Source organism: Chryseobacterium sp. SIMBA_038 (assembly GCF_046535115.1).
In the GTDB taxonomy this organism is placed as follows: domain Bacteria; phylum Bacteroidota; class Bacteroidia; order Flavobacteriales; family Weeksellaceae; genus Chryseobacterium.
Genome location: NZ_JAWRXH010000004.1, coordinates 146,756 through 162,685 on the forward strand (window position 1 = coordinate 146,756; position 15,930 = coordinate 162,685).

The window sequence follows — 15,930 nt, forward strand, 5'->3', positions numbered from 1 at the left end:
AAAGACACGATGAGCAAAAAAGGTATTTCGCAAATAAAAGGTCCTTCCGAGATTCGTCTTGGTGAGACGGCTTATTATGAAGTAAGCCGAATATACGATCTTGATGATAAAAAGAAAGTAGACGCCGCAAGATGGAAATTGTATGCTTTAGATTTTAAACATCAGGGTAATTGGCGCGAGCTGACACCCAAAGCCGGAACTCCTCCCAAAATTGGGTATCGCGTTCCTGTTATAGTAACCAATCAATCGTTGGTTGGAAGCGAACTGATGCTGGAAGCTTATATTTATGAACCTGAAAAGCGTATTCCGCCGGGATTAAGGATCAAAGTTCTGCCGGGAATTGAGAAGAAAATCACACGTGTGGATCTTTTTAAAGTAGATGATACTCCTATCAAGGACGATACGGTTATGAAGTATGGTCAGACTATAAAAGTAAAGGTCTACACCCAGAATATGCAGAACGAAATGATGAAGTTAAGTCTGTACGAAGATGATGCTCAGGGTGGTGGCGACAGTCCAAAGAATAAAAATAATAGGGTAGCCTACATCAAAAAACCTCTGAATAAAAAAGGTTTTATGGTACATGAATTTAAGCTGAATGTCAATTTTGCTAAAATTGCCAATGCCATGATGGATGGCAGTCACGACAAGCTTCATGAATATTATGTAGTCGTGGAAACTGCCGAGCATAAATCGGTAAGTAAAAATGTAGATGTACAAAATCCTGATTATGTGAAAGTGCAGACCGTAAGCAGTGGTGTTGATACCGAAAAAATTTATGAAGGGATTGTGATTGAAGAGGTTATTGTTAAAAGAAAGTTTAAAAAACAAATAGGGACTAATCCTCCTGTGAATACGGGGAATAAGGTGGTGACGGTGTTTGAACCTGATGAGAAGAAGAAAGAAAATAAAGAATGTGAATGTTTTTGTAATAAAGAAATTACACCCGAAACTTTAAGAGAAATGGTAATTGCAATGAGAAAAGCAACCTATGACGATGCGGGTGAAAATTTTTACAAATGGAATAAAGATTTACTTTTCACAGGAGGACATGAAAAATTTAATGATAAATCCTATGCTAAATTTGCGGAAGTATTAAAAAGTACGTTCGAAAAATATGAGATAACATCTTGTATTAGAAAAATCCACTTTCTTGCACAATGTTATCATGAAACAGGCGCTTTTATGAGAAGTGTGGAAGGAGGTAAGGATGATAAATTTTGGTATGATCCATACAGAGGAAGAGGATTTATCCATCTAACGTTGAAAGGAAACTACCAAAAATTTAAAGAAGATTCAAAATTTGACGTTGTAAATAACCCAGAACTGGTTTCTACAAATATTGAAATTGCGGCTAAATCTAGTGGATGGTATTGGAGATATAATGATAAAGGAAATATAAATCCATTTGCTGATAAAGATAGTGTTTTTGATACTTCAAGATTAGTTAATAAACCTAATGCGACAAAATCATCCTCTATAAATGGATATAATCAAAGAGTTAACGCAGTTAATGCATTAAAGGTTGTTTTTAAGTATCCTCAAAATTGTTGTAGTTTAAATGAAAAAGAAACCCCAAATGAAAATAATTTATGTCCAAGTGGTTCAGATGATTGTATATGTACTACCGCATTTAAGTTTGAAGATGGCTTTATAAATCATTCAAAGGTTATAAAAGATCATATTAGTATTATTGAACATGGTTTATTCAAAGATCCAAAAACAAGTATTCAAAAAATAGTTTTACATAGGACAGCAGGAGGTACAACACAAGCGTGTAAAAATGCTTTTAAGAATGGAAGAAAAAACAAGAGTGGAGGGATTGATCATTATGGAACACATTTTATAGTAGGCAAAGATGGAGTTATAACTCAAACTGCAAATTTAGCAAAAGTTACATGGCATTGTGCAGGATGGAACTCAAAATCTGTAGGAATTGAGGTCGTTGGTTTTGCAATTGATAAAGATGGTAAACCAACATTAGGCTTGAAAGGCCAAAACCCAGTTGCTGGATGGGAAAATTTAACTGAAAAGCAAGCGAAATCAGTTGCATGTCTTGTTAAGGCATTATTAAATTATTATAGTCTAGATATAAGCAAAATTGATTGTCATGAACATTTAGCTCCCAAAGAAAAAGGAGAGGGACAAATTGTTTTCGATGCAATTAAAGAGTATTTAAAATAAAATTTATGAAAAATATAATTTTAATCTTATTAATGCCATTATACATTTTTAGTTCATGTAAAGGGCAGGATAAAGAAGAAAAGCAAAAGCCTGAAGTTTATAAAGCTAAATGTGAAGGAGAATATTCCACAGGCCAGAAAACAACTGAGAGAGAAAAAAAATGGTCTTTAACAAAAAGTGATGTTTTATCAATAATTAGTTTATCTAAAGAAATTGATGCTCAGGAAGTTCATTATACCTATCCCATAACTCCTTGTAATATTGATATTAAGGGATTTAATCTAAAAGGAAACAAGGTTAATTTATTTATAAATGGTGGTTCTAATTTACAGATTACAGATGGTTCAAAAATTACAATTTTAGGTTGTGATGATCCTAAATGTCAAAAATATTTTTTGCTTCCTAAAGAAGATATGAATGATGAAGCTGAATCTGTTAATGATTCAAATTATAAAGTAAAAAATACATATAAAGTTGATTTTGATAATGATAAAATAAGTGATTCGATAATTATTAAACAGAAAACTGAACAACAACAAGAGTTTAAAATGGAAATGTATAAAAATGGAAATTTATTTTTCAGCAAACTATTCTATTGCGACTCTATGTTACTAGATCTACAAGTCAAATATGGGCAAATCTTTAATATTAAAATTGAAAATAAAGATCAATATGGTAATGTTTTTAGAAAAGTTACTATTCCTGTTTTATTTAAAAACAAAGAATTTTATATTGAAAAACTATTTGTTGCAAACTTTGGAATAAGTGCAAAAACAGGAGAGAATGAATGGACTACAAAAGAAGTTTCAAATAAGACAAATCTTGAAGATCTTGATATAGATACTTTAGAGTCTAAGGATAATGGTGACTATAAATAGACTATAAAGCAGAAGATAGATGAAAACAAAATTTGATAAAGATGGAAATGCAATTAAATAAAATAGTTTATCTAATAATTTTTCTAGTATTATTCTCTTGTAAGAAGGCACAAGAAAATATTAGCATAAATACAATTTCAAAAACAATTGAATTAAATAAAGAATGGCAGGGAGATCAATTAATCTCAGATTTGAATTTCGTAAATTCAATTGGGCCAACATGTAAATTAAATAGCTCTTTCTTTGGACGTACTGATAAGCAAATAAAAGATGATAATTTAAAATGTGCTTTATCAAAAATCAAATTTAATTATGAAAAATTAAACTCTTTAAATTCTAAAATTTTCATAGGAAATATAAATCCTACAACCAAAATTTTCATTAAAGTTACTAAACCTGACAATACTGAAAACGCAGATATATATAATCAGACAACATTGTTTATAGAAGCTAACAAAAAGATTACCGATTCTGTTGTTATTTATCACTCAATAAATTTTTCTGAGGCTTTAACGGTAAAAGAAAGAAATTACTTCATTGATAATGATAATATCTACTTACTTGATGTAGCAGAAGATGAATCTGGAACAAGTGTAGAAAGATGGTCACAAAACAAAATAAATTCGTTAGGAAAAATAGTTTTAATAAAACAAAAAATATTTTCCGTTAAAAATTCTGAAAAAATAATACGAACTGAAGACGATTCATGGAAAGGAACTTACCATTTTGAAGCATCAAACAGAGATGGTGTAAAAACAATTTTCGACATAACTATAAATTCGTTGGAAGATATTTTGGTAAATGTTACTGAAGAGGGTGTAAAAAATAAATATCCAAATATAAAAGCAGAAAAAGTTGACACTGACAAAATTAAGATAAGTTATAATCCATCATCAGATGACATGGGATTAATTTTTATTGAAAAATCTGATAATGAATATTATATTTCTGGAAATCCTATATATTTTATTAATCCTGGAAATAATGAAATGCCATTACAAAAAACAAATACTAAACCGTTTTAATTTAAAAATTGATGATGTAAAAGTACACGAGAAGTTGTGTCAAAAAGAGCCTAAAGAAGGAGTTGATGTTTATAATGCAATGTTAACATATTCCAATAAAACTGAAATAGAAATAAATTTTTCAAATTATATGAAAAATAAAATTTTGAAAACAAATAGATTCCTAGTTTCGATTATACTATTTATAGTCGTTTTATTTAATGCTTGTAAAAAAGAAAATACTCAATTACAAGTGAAGGATATAAAAAGTGAAATAATAAAAACAGTTTCTGCAAATCAAATAACGAAAACTAAAAATGATGATTGTAGTTTATTAATAAAAAAACTAATTACTACATCTTCAATAAAAAATCCATTTTTATCAACATTAAATGTTGAAATCGATAAAAAAGAAAGTAAGCAATTAACTTTAAAATTATATGATAGTTTAGATGCAACAAAAAATCCTGTTGGTTGGATAATTTTTGATGCAGATAATAAAAAAATATTAGATATAACCAATGATCCAGAAGACCCTATCGAGCTAGAATATGATAATCAATTATATAACAAAATTACAGATTGTTATTTCAAAACTGATACAACGAACATAGCAAATAATCATATAAATAAATCTGAAAACTGTTATGATTACTTAACTGAATTGGTAAGAAGTAGTAGTTTTCCTTTCTCAAGTTGGGGTATTGAAAAGAAAAAAGTTAATCTTGAAATTGATGATGATAATAAAGAATACGTTTCTGCAAAACTTTTTTTTGAGACAGGTGGGACAGGTACAATAGGTTGGGTTAAATATTATAAAAAGACAGGAAAGCTATTTGATACTTCTGCAAATTTAGAAACGGCTCATGAACTTAAATTTGATGCAAAATGGAGAAAATTATTTGACAATTGTATTAATAATAATCCTAGTTATTAAACTGAAAAATAAAACAATTATTTAAAAACAAAACAATGATAGAAAAATTAAACCACTTCCCCGTAAACTGGATCGATGGGATGAAGATTAATAAAACGCATTTCAATGCGGTTCAGGATTTTATCAGTGATTCTATAAGAGATTCGGTAGGGATCCACACGACGATGATTAACTACGGATTACTGCCTGTAAATGATTCCATAAAAATGAATTTGATCATTGATAATCATAAACTTTTAAGAATAAGAGTAGAACAGTGTTATGCCATTACTCCCAATGGATCGAGGATTGATATCGGAGGAGGAGCAGCAGATTCCATTTCCCTTTCATTGCCTTATCCGGAGGCGGCTTATGAGATAAAAGACAATGAAAGTCTGGTTCTTTTTGCGTGTCTTTCGGTGAATAATTTTAAGCGAACTCCTTGCGGAGAGCCGGATCCGGATGAAAATCCGCCACGATATCCTTATACGCAACCGGAATATTCACTGAATTTAATTCAGGAAGCCGAACTTAAAAATACTTTAGGTTTTGGATCTAGTCATCTTACAATCGGAAAAATCCTTGTTAATGCCAATGAATCAAGGATTGATGAAAATTATATTCCGCCTTCCGTGTATGTTTCAAGTCACAAAAAACTGCAGGAATTGTATATGGAAATCGACCGTTTTTATGGGCAGATTGAGTTGTATTCGGTTCAGATTGCTCAGAAGATTTATGGTAAAAAACAGTCTAACGCATTAGCCTTAATGATGGAATTAATGACAGACAAAACCCTGAATTACTTAGGAAAAGAAATCAACCGATTCAGATGGATGTCTCCGCATACCGAACCTGCAAACATGTTTTTATCCGTTGTAGCATTGGCAAGAACACTGAAAAACTTCATCGATGCAAGATCTGGAGCCGGAAAGGAAGAATTGCTGAATTATTTTGCAGAATGGTGCAACGTAAGTCAGGGGAATTTTGAAATGATATTTTCTGATGTCATCAACGCAGAGTATAACCATAATCAAATGGATATTACAATTGCCAAGATTGAGCGATTTATGAAAACTTTAGAGGAGCTGTATTCAGTTCTCAGCAGACTTGATTATATAGGTAAAAAACGTGACGGAAGTATTTTCGTTTCAGAAAATACGGATGATAGAGATTCTGTAATTCATGCAAAACGTAGTAGAACTTTCTTGGCAGATTAATTTAATTAAAACACAAATTTATGGAGGTCCTTAATAAAAGAGAGCGTTCAAAGGCTTTTTCACTGTTTATACTATTCTTTATCATCACGGTTGTTGTTTTGATAACGGCGATACTTTTTAATGCTTATTTCCCTTTTAAAGAAAATAGTTTATTGAAATCCGAAAATGCAAAAATGAAAAAAGAAATGGAAATTCAGGATAGTTTTTCGTTTCAGTTAGAAAAAGTAAAGGCGGCAACAGATTCAATCGGAGTACCGAAGCAGAATGATTTTTTTAATGAAAAATTAGCACTCTCAATTCTTGCGGAAATGTATAGCAAACTTCCCAAAGATACTTTGAAGAATAAAGTTCTATACAATAATACGATCATTGGATATAAAGATTTGATTGATGCTAAAAAACAGATCAAGCAACTCTCAGGAAATCAGATGACGATGGATAGTTTAAGCTCTATCAACAAAACTCTGAAAGATGAATATGATAAAATGAAAACCGACTTGGAAGTCTGCAGACAGCTTTATCAGGCACAATAACAAGATTTGTTATGAAAATATATAAGATTATTTTTCTAAGTCTGCTGTTTTCGGTGTTTTTCTCAAAGGCACAGAAGGCTTCTTCCGATTCTGCGTACGTAAGTTTCGATTGTGAGATTGTACAGACTAAACAAAAACTGAACAAGAAATTTTTTGCCAGCACAGCGCCTTTACATTTAAGAGCGAATAATGAAGAATACAGTTACAGTACTTTACAGCTAGGGAAAAGAAACAATAAAATATTTATGTATATCCAGATTTTGGCTAATAATGTTTGTATTAAAAAAGATAAAAATGTGGATATCTATTTTAAATCCGGTGAAGTAATTACCCTTAAAAACGAATATCCTCTGAATTGTGAAGGTTTTTTTGCAAAGCAGTTAAAAAAGAAAGAGTTAGAGAAATTAAAGACAAATGAAATCACTTTAATTAAAGTATATACTTACGAAAAGAATTATGAATATTATGTAAGCGATATCGACAATTATAATATTGATAATCAGATTGATTGCCTGACTGCTTATAAAGTTAAAAAGACAGATGAGGTGAAAATTAAAAAACAAAAGAACACGAAAGAATGAGCCCTCTTCCGGAACTTAATCTGAATTTAGGAATCGCCAAAGATCCTCATTCCTCATCCCACGCAAAGGGTGATGGAGAAATTATTGTGAGAACAGATTCTGAGCTCAGAAAATATACAATTACAATGATAATTTCTGATCAGGAAGTGGGAAAAATTCAGTTGAAAATAGGAAATAAAGAAGTTGAAATTCCGACCTATAAATTAACGGTTACGGATGATAAAACCAATGAAACAGAAGCTTATCAGGTTACACGTGATACGTTAAATTTTGTGACCTCAAAAACAAAAAAGAGTTTTCTATCCTTTTTCGGGTTTAAAAGATTTGATAAAACCTCTTTTTTATATGAAAATATTCCTTTTGAACCCAACTTGGAGAGTATAGAAAAGTTTGATCTTTCAAAGTACAGAAGCTTATCTGAAGAAAATCTTACCTACAAATTATCAGGAAATGGAAAAAATGTAATGCTGTATGCCGGAAAGATTAATGAATTTGAAAAGCCAGAAGATATTTCACAATATTTTATGATCGTTGATAATCACGATGGAATGAGCTTTATTGGAAATATTTTATACAGAGAAAAATTATTGAAACTCACTCCAAAAGTTGAGCTTCAAATCATAAAAAGGAAAAAAATTCCGAAGAATTTTGAATTTGATGAAAAAGGAAATATAAGCAAGCTGATATATTTATAAACAAACACAAATTGCGCAAGTATGAAAGGGATTTATTATAAAATACCAATTGATTTTGGTGCTTTAGTAGAAAAAAAAGATACAGAAAAAATATCGATAGACAATTCTATCGCTCAACAGATATTTCTTATTGCCACAACATCTTTGGGTGAATGTAAGTTCGATGAATCATTCGGTTCTGAGATTTGGGAAATGGATTTCGACCTTTTGAAAAGTGATAATATATTAAAAGAATTCATCGGAAATTCTTTGAAAAAAGCAATTGCGATGCACGAAAAAAGACTTGAACTAAGAGATGTTGAAATATATATCGATGACCATAATATTGGAGGATTAGGAAAAAAAAGAATGAAAAAGCGCGTAAACATTGCCGTTAAAGGCCTTGTTTTAGAAACAAACCGTCCTTTTTTATTTCAAAACTCTTTTTTCGTAGGACCATTATCATATTAAATTTATGAATCAGGAACGTATAAAAGACAGAATATTACGGCGCGCTGCCAGACTTTGGGGGTATAATGAACTAGAAGCAGAAACTTCATTCGACCCGATTGTAAGTTTGCTGTTATCGGCTTGTGCATCCGAATTGGAAAAATTAGGTTTTGAGCTTGAAAGTTCAAGATCAAGAATTATTGAGCGTGTGTTGGAAATCATGTTTCCCGAAGAAGTTTCTGGAGTAATTCCGGCAAGGACATTACTGCAGGTGACGCCTCTGGAAAATAACGTCAAAGTATCGCTTTATAATCATTTTAAAACCTCCAAAAGGATTCATAATGTGTATAATCCGACTGAAATCCTTAGTAAAGATGTATATTTTACACCCACTTTAGAAGCAGCTTTAACGACAGCAAAAGCAGAATATATCGCGTATGGAAATACACTGAACCATATTGAAAGTTTCTTTTTCAGTGATACCATTGCGAAAAGTGAAACCCATCTTCCGCCCGGAGAATTATGGTTTGGAATTCGATGCCCGAATAAGGAAGATCTTGATCAGTTGATGCTTTATATTGATATCAATAATAATTATCAGAAAGAGCTGTTTTTCTATTATTTAAAGCAGGTGAAAGTATATTTCGGAGATCAGGAAATTGGTATGCAGGAGGGATATAATGTAGACAATCAAAATCTTAATCTGGATAATATTATTACAAAGAATTATTCGGATCTCGAGCAGATTTATACAGACGTAAATCAGTATTATTTTTCTAATTATTTTACATTAAAAGATAATTTGAAGCATAATGAAAAGCCTGAAAATGTGGAATTATTTACCCAATATTTTAAAAATACCAAACTGGGTGAAGATGATAATTTAATCTGGTTAAAATTCAAATTTTCAGAAGCTATTGTTGGAGATATTTTAGAGAATGTCCACATTTCTCTGAACTGTATTCCGGCTGTTAATATGAATAATTCCAGATCGTTTCACAGAGTGACAGGAAGGCTTAATATTATTCCGATCATTTCAGAAAACAGCTTTTTGGATCTGGATTTTGTGACGGATGAAACAGGACGGAGATTTGATGTTAAAAATTATAATGCTGAATCTGAAAATATTTCTGCCGTTCTCAGAAAAGGTGGAATTTCAAGATTTGATCAAAGAAGTGCTTCCGAACTTTTGCAGTATATGTTAGAGTTAATTAAAGATGAAACTGCGGCTTTCGCCGGAATTGGCGGTGATTCTGCTAAGGAAACTTTACGACAGATCAGTCAGAATATTGCGGCATTACATCAATTAGCCAAGGAAAAAAGTTTTTCTCAAACCAATAATCCTTATTTGATTATTAATGCAGATTCTCAGGAAAAAGAAATTGCCTGCGCTATTTCGTATTGGCTCACGTTGGCGGAAGAGGGAAATGATATTAAACCCGGAACAGTCCTTTCTGTTGAAGAATCTGAGAATTCGGTTTTAGATAAATCTGCGGTTATGATTAAAGCTTCCGTTGGTGGCAGAAAAAGTTTGTCGTCACAGGATAAGATTTTAGAATATAGAAATTCTTTGCTGACAAGAGGAAGAATTGTTACAGTTGCCGATATCAGAGCTTTTGGGATGAGTCATTTTAAAAGTACAATTAAAGATATTGAAGTAAAAAAAGGAACCAAAAAAGAAGTTTCATTAAAAGGAGGATTTAGCAGAACAATAGATGTTTATCTTGTTCGGAATATCGAAGTTATAAACAATCTGGCACAATCCGAATGGGAATATTTATGTGAAAGTTTTCTGCTGAAACTCAAAGAAAAATCAGCAAACATATATCCATACAGAATTTTCGAAAAATAATTATAAACAATTTTAAAACACAATTTATGTTATCAAACAAAGGAATTGGTGGAAATGAAGTTCCACGCGACGCAAATGAGGCCATCGCCGAGATCCCTCAAAACAGAACAATATTGGCTCACAAACTTACAGCAGATGATCCTGTAAAACCGGAGCTTGTAGAAGGTCTTAATACGATTGACAAAGTATTTGAACATTTTAAGCCCGAATTTAAGGTAGATTTTGAAGATGCCGACGGAGCCGTAAAAATGGAAAATCTTAGATTTAAGAATTTAGGAGACTTTGGAACGAAAGGAATTACCGAGCAGAGTAATTTTCTTTCAGGTTTGGAAACTGAAAAAGATCAGTATCAAAAAATTATTAAGCAGTTGAAATCAAATAAAATTTTAAAAGCTGCATTAGAAGACGCCGATGCTAAGAAAGCATTGTATGATACATTACAATCTTTGATCAGTGAATTAGAAGAAAATAAATAAAAAAACACCAAAAAAACGAAAAAAATTATGTCAAATAAGCCACAAACACAAAATGCTGAAAATCCGGTATTGGAACAGCAAAAAGTACAGACTGGAAAAGTTTCTGTAGAAAAAAGTTTAGAAAAGTTAGTAAGATACGGAGGTTTTGATCTTTTGGAAACTTCTATTGAAGGCGTACAGAACATCAATCCGGACAGAAAAGCAAGAAGAAAAATTTTCTTAACAGAAAAAAGCAAGGAAAAAGAAAGAGATACGCTGAAAAAAACGCTTCAGCTTTGGGCAGAAGTAATCAGCAAAAGCGAATCTTTAACAGATATGGTAGCTGATTGTGAAGATCAGAGAAAAATGGCTGAAGGATTATTAACCAAAAACCTTTCTAAAGCAGTTGATGTTACCAGAGAATTGGAGGCCAACTACAGAACGGTTGGGATGTTCTATAAAAATACAGAAGCTGAAAAAGTAAAAAATATAACAATCGTCAACGCCAATCTTGAGCAGTTGAAAGATCTTGATAATACGAGATTTATTGATTCTATTCATGCAGAATTGTCTGATAATTACGATAGATTAGACCTTAAAAATAATTATGGAATTCTTGTAATTCCAGGATATTTGGGATCTAATAAAGTGGTTGAAAAATGGGCTAAAATTGCGCACGAAAACAAAGTGATGTTGGTTACTGATTTCGAACATTTGGATGAACCGGATGATGTTATGGAAATGTTTGATCAAGCATATCTTACAGGTGGCGAGATCTACAGATCGAACGTCTTAATGACTTGTAACTGGTTGGTAGGAAGAGGACGATTTGAGGAAATTCATGAAAGTGAAGATCTGTTTATTCCACCTTCAGGAGCTTTGGCGGGTAAAATTTACAAAACGTTGATGTCTCAGGTGACTGCAGGTAAAAAATTCGGTGGAATTAATGAAATCGACGGAGTAAAATTCGACCTTAAGAAAAGTGAAATCGCGAATCTTGAAAATCTTGGATTAATCCCAATGGTTAACGAGTACGGAAAAGTAATGGCATTTTCAGGGAAAACTTTATTTAACGGAGATAACTTAGGACTTCAGACGTATTCTGTAGTAAGAGTTTTCGATTATGTAACTAAAGTGTTGATGGATTTCTTAAACAGAAGAGCTTTCGAAAACTTTACGGCAGTTACAAGAAAAGAAATTATGGGTCAGATGGTTCGTTTCCTTGATGCGATCACAGGTCCAGGAAAACTGATCGAAAATTTTGATGTAAAAAGATTTGAGCAGGATCCTGTACAGAAAGATAGAATCCATTTAGATATTCATATGAAACCTTATTTCCCGGCTAAAAATTTCCTTATTAAAATGGATGGCCACAAGGGTGATGATGGTAACGAATGGGACACTGAATACGAGCAGAAATAATTTGCTTGTAACCATGACTAATAGAGGTTTTTTATTTGTAACTCTCTGTTAGTCATGTTGAAAAAACACATAGGAAAGTTGCACGGTGGAAAATTATTTATATCTTAGCGACAGATATATTTCCATATTTGGTATTATTTATTCTTAAAATTAAAAATATATTTATTATGTCATTTAAAACAAAACTAACAGTTGCGGGGAAGAACCGCAATGTATTGTCGATTAATTACGACTTACTGCAAGAGACAGATCCTACAGGAAGACCATCTTCCGTTACAAGAGGTGGGAAAATCGAGATCACGGTAGAAGGAACGGGCGAGACCGATCTATTCGAATGGATGACCAATTCATTTGAAAGAAAGGACGGAAGCGTTATTTTCTATAAACGTGACGGAGATGCTACATTGAAAGAACTCAAATTCAAAGAAGCTTACATCGTTAATTATCGTGAGAATTTCGATTCCAGCGGAGATAATCCTTTAACAGAAACGTTCACACTTTCGGCCAAAGAGATTCAGCTAGGGACTGGAAAACACGTTAATGAATGGGTGTAATATACCTTTAATATTACCTTTATTTAACACATACAACAAAAATACTTAAGGACGGTTTTCTTATGTTTTCAAACCATTCGGAATATCAAGGAAATATATTGATGATGGAAAAAAGATTACCCAAACCGAGAGAAAAAGCACAATTTAACAACAAATTTTAATACAAAAACAATTCATTATGTCATTTAAAGCAAAATTAAAAGTAGCAGGAAAAGAATATAACGTTCTAAATGTAAGCTACGGATTATTCCAGGAAACAGATGCAACAGGAAGACCTTCTACAGTAACGAGAGGTGGTAAAATTGAAATTATCATCGAAGGTACAGGATCTACAGACCTTTTTGAATGGATGACAAACTCATTCGAAAGAAAAGACGGAAGCGTAGTATTTGTAAAACGTGATAGCGACGCTACTTTGAAAGAATTGAAATTCACTGAAGGGTACTTGGTTAAGCACAGAGAAAACTTCGATTCTACAGGAGATAATCCACTTACAGAATCTTTCACGATTTCTGCAAGAAAAATTGAATTAGGCTCTGGAGCTTATGAAAACGAATGGGTGTAATTCATGAATAATAAGTAATGGGTAATGAGTAATTGCTTGTTGCCCGTTCTTTATTTTTTATAAATGATTAATGATTTAATTATTGAGAATATTTTTTAAACATATAATTAAACAGTTAGTATTAGCGATGTCATGCTGATTTGTCGAAGCATTTATGATTTATCAATTATCATTCATCACTTATCATTTATACTTTCAACTCATAACAAAAAAACACATATGTCATTTTTATCAAAATTAGAATTAGACGGAAATACGTATAATGTACTTGAATGTCATTATAGTTTTACGCAACAGACCGACGGTACGGGAAAACCCCAGGGAATGCCTCAGGGAGGTGAGATCACCATCAGAATAGAAAGTACAGGAAACCCTGAATTACTAGGATGGATGCTGGATCATCATCAGACCAAAAACGGAAAAATCATTTATTACAGAAGAGATGCGATGAGCAAACTTCAGGAATTGAGTTTTGAGAAAGCATACTGCATCAAATTTTCGGAACATTTTGAATCTAAAAATACGGAGCCTTTACAGATAGAACTTCATCTTATCGCAAAAAAGTTTGATTTGAATGGAGCAACTCATGAAAAAACATGGAGAGAATAGTTTATAAGTAATCAGTAATAAATAATGAAATATTATCTAAAATTACTTATTACCCATTATTAATTACTCATCAATAAAGCTTATCACTAAAAAAACAAAATGCAATGGAAGAAAATAACAGCCAGTACTCAAGTTCTCAGGGCGGAAGACTGAATCATCCCGACGATTTAAAGAAATATTTTTCATCAAAAACTTTTAAAGATCATCTTTTAGATAAAACCAATCCGTTGGTTTACTGTACGCTGACAATGGAGGGTAAAGACTTTCTTGAAAAGTCGAGTTATTCTGTGGAGCTTCATCAGAAAACCAACGATCATGACGGTTTTACCATTATCGTTCCTGATGATTCTTTGGATAGCTTTGAAGGCTATGTCATGGAGAATTCCAAAAATATTTTAGGAAAAAGACTTACCTTAAACCTTCACCGTTTCGGGGAAGTGAAACAGTTATTTACAGGCATTGTTGCCAACGTAAAAAATAAAAAAGAAAATGGCTACGGCAAGCTGTACATCAGCGGTTACGCTCCAAGTATCTTATTGGAAAACGGACAAGACTGCCAAAGCTACGAAGAAAAAACACTGGAACAGATCATCAAAACGGCAACGTCAGAATATCCTGAAGACTGCAAAGTTCAGATCGAAAATCCAAACACAAAATACCAGATTCCTTATACCGTACAATACAAAGAGTCAGATTATCAGTTTATTAAAAGACTGGCCACCCGATACGGAGAATACTTCTACTATAATGGTCAGAATTTGATATTCGGAAATAAAGTACAGCCCATCGTCGTATTGGAAGAAAATATTGATTTAATTGATGTTGAATTTGAATTAAAAATTAAACCTCAGGACTTCAATTATATCTCCTACGATGCTGAAAATGGAAGTAAAATAGAAAAAGACTCGTCATCGGCACAGATACAATATAAAGAAAACCCTTTTCAGGCGGTTGCCATCAATGCTTCAAAAAATGTCTACAAAAAGAAACCGGAAATGCTGTTCAACCACACCGGAATTTCGTCAGGTTCAGACAAAGAATTAAAGGAAGCAGTAAGAAAAGAAAGGGAAAAACGAGAAAACCTGATCTTAGTTCGTGGAAAAAGTAAAGATCCCGAGCTTAAAATAGGCGGAAGAGCCAAGCTCAGCGATATTAATGGTAAAGCCATGGAAACGTACCGTATCATTGAGATCAAACATTTCCATGACGGAAATACGTATTACAATGAATTTGTAGCCATTCCGGATTTGTTTACAGCACCTTATCAGGATGATGAAACCTTACCGTTGGGAGAAAAGCAGTCTGCCAAAGTTCTGGATAACAACGATCCGATGGGAATGGGAAGGGTACGAGTTCAGTTCCCGTGGCAGGAAAAGAAAAATTTGCAAACACCTTGGATAAGACTGATACAACCGCATTCAGGAAGTGGAAAAGGGTTTCATTTTATCCCAGAAATCGGGGAAGAAGTTTTGGTTGATTTTGAATCCCAGAATGCTGAAAAACCTTTTGTGGCGGGAACACATTATAATGGCAGTGAGACAAGTTCATACCACACATCAGGAAACGATAAAAAAGTGATTCATACCCGTTCAGGAACGAAGATTATTTTGAATGATGCGGAGGGTTCTGTTTTCATAGAAGATCCGAGTGGAAATACATATTTGATGGATGGAGCGGGAAATATTAATGTGAATGCACCGAAGAATATGACGTTTACGGCAGGAGAGAATGTTACAATTACTGCGGGAATGAATATTACATCTAATGCAGGAATGAATATTTCTGAAACAGCAGGCGTTAATCATAGTAGCTTTGCAGGAGGTATGATGATGCAGAATGCAACATTGGATTATATGCTTAATGCAACAAATATCACAAAGATTGCATCTGAAAACTATTCTTATGAAGCAAACGATATTCATAAAAATGCTACAGAAAATATTGATATTGCTGCTGGAAAAGATTATATACAAAATATTGAAACTACTGTTCATAATCTTTCAGGAGAAAAAGGTCATAACGCTTAAAATATAAAT

16 protein-coding genes are annotated in these 15,930 nt (G+C 32.5%); all 16 read left to right on the forward strand.

The window, feature by feature from the left end; translation table 11 throughout:
- Positions 1-9 precede the first annotated feature (9 nt).
- The 16 genes from SB689_RS14320 to SB689_RS14395 all read left to right on the forward strand — a co-directional run bounded on the left by SB689_RS14320 (position 10) and on the right by SB689_RS14395 (position 15,921).
- Entirely contained in the window at positions 10-2,184 is a 2,175-nt protein-coding gene (locus SB689_RS14320) for an N-acetylmuramoyl-L-alanine amidase (RefSeq protein WP_410692803.1), read from the forward strand.
- 5 nt (positions 2,185-2,189) lie between these two features.
- Positions 2,190-3,062: a hypothetical protein gene (locus SB689_RS14325; protein ID WP_410692804.1), complete on the forward strand. Its 873-nt coding sequence runs from the start codon at positions 2,190-2,192 to the stop codon at positions 3,060-3,062.
- Between the two features lie 41 nt (positions 3,063-3,103).
- Positions 3,104-4,087: a hypothetical protein gene (locus SB689_RS14330; RefSeq protein WP_410692805.1), complete on the forward strand. Its 984-nt coding sequence runs from the start codon at positions 3,104-3,106 to the stop codon at positions 4,085-4,087.
- On the forward strand, positions 3,996-5,003 hold the full coding sequence (locus SB689_RS14335; RefSeq protein WP_410692806.1) for a hypothetical protein: 1,008 nt from the start codon (positions 3,996-3,998) through the stop codon (positions 5,001-5,003). The genes SB689_RS14330 and SB689_RS14335 overlap by 92 nt, the downstream gene beginning before the upstream one ends.
- A 35-nt stretch (positions 5,004-5,038) precedes the next feature.
- Positions 5,039-6,199 carry a hypothetical protein gene (locus SB689_RS14340; RefSeq protein WP_410692807.1) on the forward strand — a complete coding sequence of 387 codons (1,161 nt, stop codon included), beginning with the start codon at positions 5,039-5,041 and terminating at the stop codon, positions 6,197-6,199.
- Positions 6,200-6,219: 20 nt separating this feature from the next.
- Complete coding sequence (tssO, locus tag SB689_RS14345) at positions 6,220-6,732, forward strand: type VI secretion system TssO (protein WP_066751956.1); 513 nt, start codon at positions 6,220-6,222, stop codon at positions 6,730-6,732.
- An 11-nt stretch (positions 6,733-6,743) separates the two neighbouring features.
- Positions 6,744-7,313 carry a hypothetical protein gene (locus SB689_RS14350; protein ID WP_410692808.1) on the forward strand — a complete coding sequence of 190 codons (570 nt, stop codon included), beginning with the start codon at positions 6,744-6,746 and terminating at the stop codon, positions 7,311-7,313.
- Positions 7,310-8,008: a hypothetical protein gene (locus SB689_RS14355; RefSeq protein WP_410692809.1), complete on the forward strand. Its 699-nt coding sequence runs from the start codon at positions 7,310-7,312 to the stop codon at positions 8,006-8,008. Before SB689_RS14350 ends, SB689_RS14355 begins: the two co-directional genes overlap by 4 nt.
- A gap of 21 nt (positions 8,009-8,029) precedes the next feature.
- The gene (locus tag SB689_RS14360; RefSeq protein ID WP_410692810.1) at positions 8,030-8,458 is read left to right on the forward strand and encodes a GPW/gp25 family protein; all 429 of its coding nucleotides are present in this window, start codon (positions 8,030-8,032) and stop codon (positions 8,456-8,458) included.
- Positions 8,459-8,462: 4 nt separating this feature from the next.
- Entirely contained in the window at positions 8,463-10,289 is a 1,827-nt protein-coding gene (locus tag SB689_RS14365; RefSeq protein WP_410692811.1) for a type VI secretion system baseplate subunit TssF, read from the forward strand.
- A 26-nt stretch (positions 10,290-10,315) separates the two neighbouring features.
- Complete coding sequence (locus SB689_RS14370; RefSeq protein WP_410692812.1) at positions 10,316-10,765, forward strand: hypothetical protein; 450 nt, start codon at positions 10,316-10,318, stop codon at positions 10,763-10,765.
- Between the two features lie 27 nt (positions 10,766-10,792).
- Positions 10,793-12,166, forward strand: a complete 1,374-nt coding sequence (locus SB689_RS14375; RefSeq protein WP_410692813.1) for a DUF5458 family protein — start codon at positions 10,793-10,795, stop codon at positions 12,164-12,166.
- 167 nt (positions 12,167-12,333) lie between these two features.
- On the forward strand, positions 12,334-12,720 hold the full coding sequence (gene tssD, locus SB689_RS14380) for a type VI secretion system tube protein TssD (protein WP_410692814.1): 387 nt from the start codon (positions 12,334-12,336) through the stop codon (positions 12,718-12,720).
- Positions 12,721-12,898: 178 nt separating this feature from the next.
- Positions 12,899-13,285 (forward strand): type VI secretion system tube protein TssD, encoded by a 387-nt coding sequence (tssD, locus tag SB689_RS14385; protein WP_410692815.1) that lies wholly within the window; start codon positions 12,899-12,901, stop codon positions 13,283-13,285.
- A gap of 219 nt (positions 13,286-13,504) precedes the next feature.
- Positions 13,505-13,894: a type VI secretion system tube protein TssD gene (gene tssD / locus SB689_RS14390; protein WP_410692816.1), complete on the forward strand. Its 390-nt coding sequence runs from the start codon at positions 13,505-13,507 to the stop codon at positions 13,892-13,894.
- 104 nt (positions 13,895-13,998) lie between these two features.
- The gene (locus tag SB689_RS14395) at positions 13,999-15,921 is read left to right on the forward strand and encodes a type VI secretion system Vgr family protein (RefSeq protein ID WP_410692817.1); all 1,923 of its coding nucleotides are present in this window, start codon (positions 13,999-14,001) and stop codon (positions 15,919-15,921) included.
- Positions 15,922-15,930: the final 9 nt, after the last annotated feature.

What these genes read in the sequence shown, in the direction of transcription:
- SB689_RS14320 (WP_410692803.1), top strand. Translation starts at nt 10, where the DNA reads ATGAGCAAAAAAGGTATTTCGCAAATAAAAGGTCCTTCCGAGATTCGT.
- SB689_RS14325 (WP_410692804.1), top strand. Translation starts at nt 2,190, where the DNA reads ATGAAAAATATAATTTTAATCTTATTAATGCCATTATACATTTTTAGT.
- SB689_RS14330 (WP_410692805.1), top strand. Translation starts at nt 3,104, where the DNA reads ATGGAAATGCAATTAAATAAAATAGTTTATCTAATAATTTTTCTAGTA.
- SB689_RS14335 (WP_410692806.1), top strand. Translation starts at nt 3,996, where the DNA reads ATGAATATTATATTTCTGGAAATCCTATATATTTTATTAATCCTGGAA.
- SB689_RS14340 (WP_410692807.1), top strand. Translation starts at nt 5,039, where the DNA reads ATGATAGAAAAATTAAACCACTTCCCCGTAAACTGGATCGATGGGATG.
- tssO (WP_066751956.1), top strand. Translation starts at nt 6,220, where the DNA reads ATGGAGGTCCTTAATAAAAGAGAGCGTTCAAAGGCTTTTTCACTGTTT.
- SB689_RS14350 (WP_410692808.1), top strand. Translation starts at nt 6,744, where the DNA reads ATGAAAATATATAAGATTATTTTTCTAAGTCTGCTGTTTTCGGTGTTT.
- SB689_RS14355 (WP_410692809.1), top strand. Translation starts at nt 7,310, where the DNA reads ATGAGCCCTCTTCCGGAACTTAATCTGAATTTAGGAATCGCCAAAGAT.
- SB689_RS14360 (WP_410692810.1), top strand. Translation starts at nt 8,030, where the DNA reads ATGAAAGGGATTTATTATAAAATACCAATTGATTTTGGTGCTTTAGTA.
- SB689_RS14365 (WP_410692811.1), top strand. Translation starts at nt 8,463, where the DNA reads ATGAATCAGGAACGTATAAAAGACAGAATATTACGGCGCGCTGCCAGA.
- SB689_RS14370 (WP_410692812.1), top strand. Translation starts at nt 10,316, where the DNA reads ATGTTATCAAACAAAGGAATTGGTGGAAATGAAGTTCCACGCGACGCA.
- SB689_RS14375 (WP_410692813.1), top strand. Translation starts at nt 10,793, where the DNA reads ATGTCAAATAAGCCACAAACACAAAATGCTGAAAATCCGGTATTGGAA.
- tssD (WP_410692814.1), top strand. Translation starts at nt 12,334, where the DNA reads ATGTCATTTAAAACAAAACTAACAGTTGCGGGGAAGAACCGCAATGTA.
- tssD (WP_410692815.1), top strand. Translation starts at nt 12,899, where the DNA reads ATGTCATTTAAAGCAAAATTAAAAGTAGCAGGAAAAGAATATAACGTT.
- tssD (WP_410692816.1), top strand. Translation starts at nt 13,505, where the DNA reads ATGTCATTTTTATCAAAATTAGAATTAGACGGAAATACGTATAATGTA.
- SB689_RS14395 (WP_410692817.1), top strand. Translation starts at nt 13,999, where the DNA reads ATGGAAGAAAATAACAGCCAGTACTCAAGTTCTCAGGGCGGAAGACTG.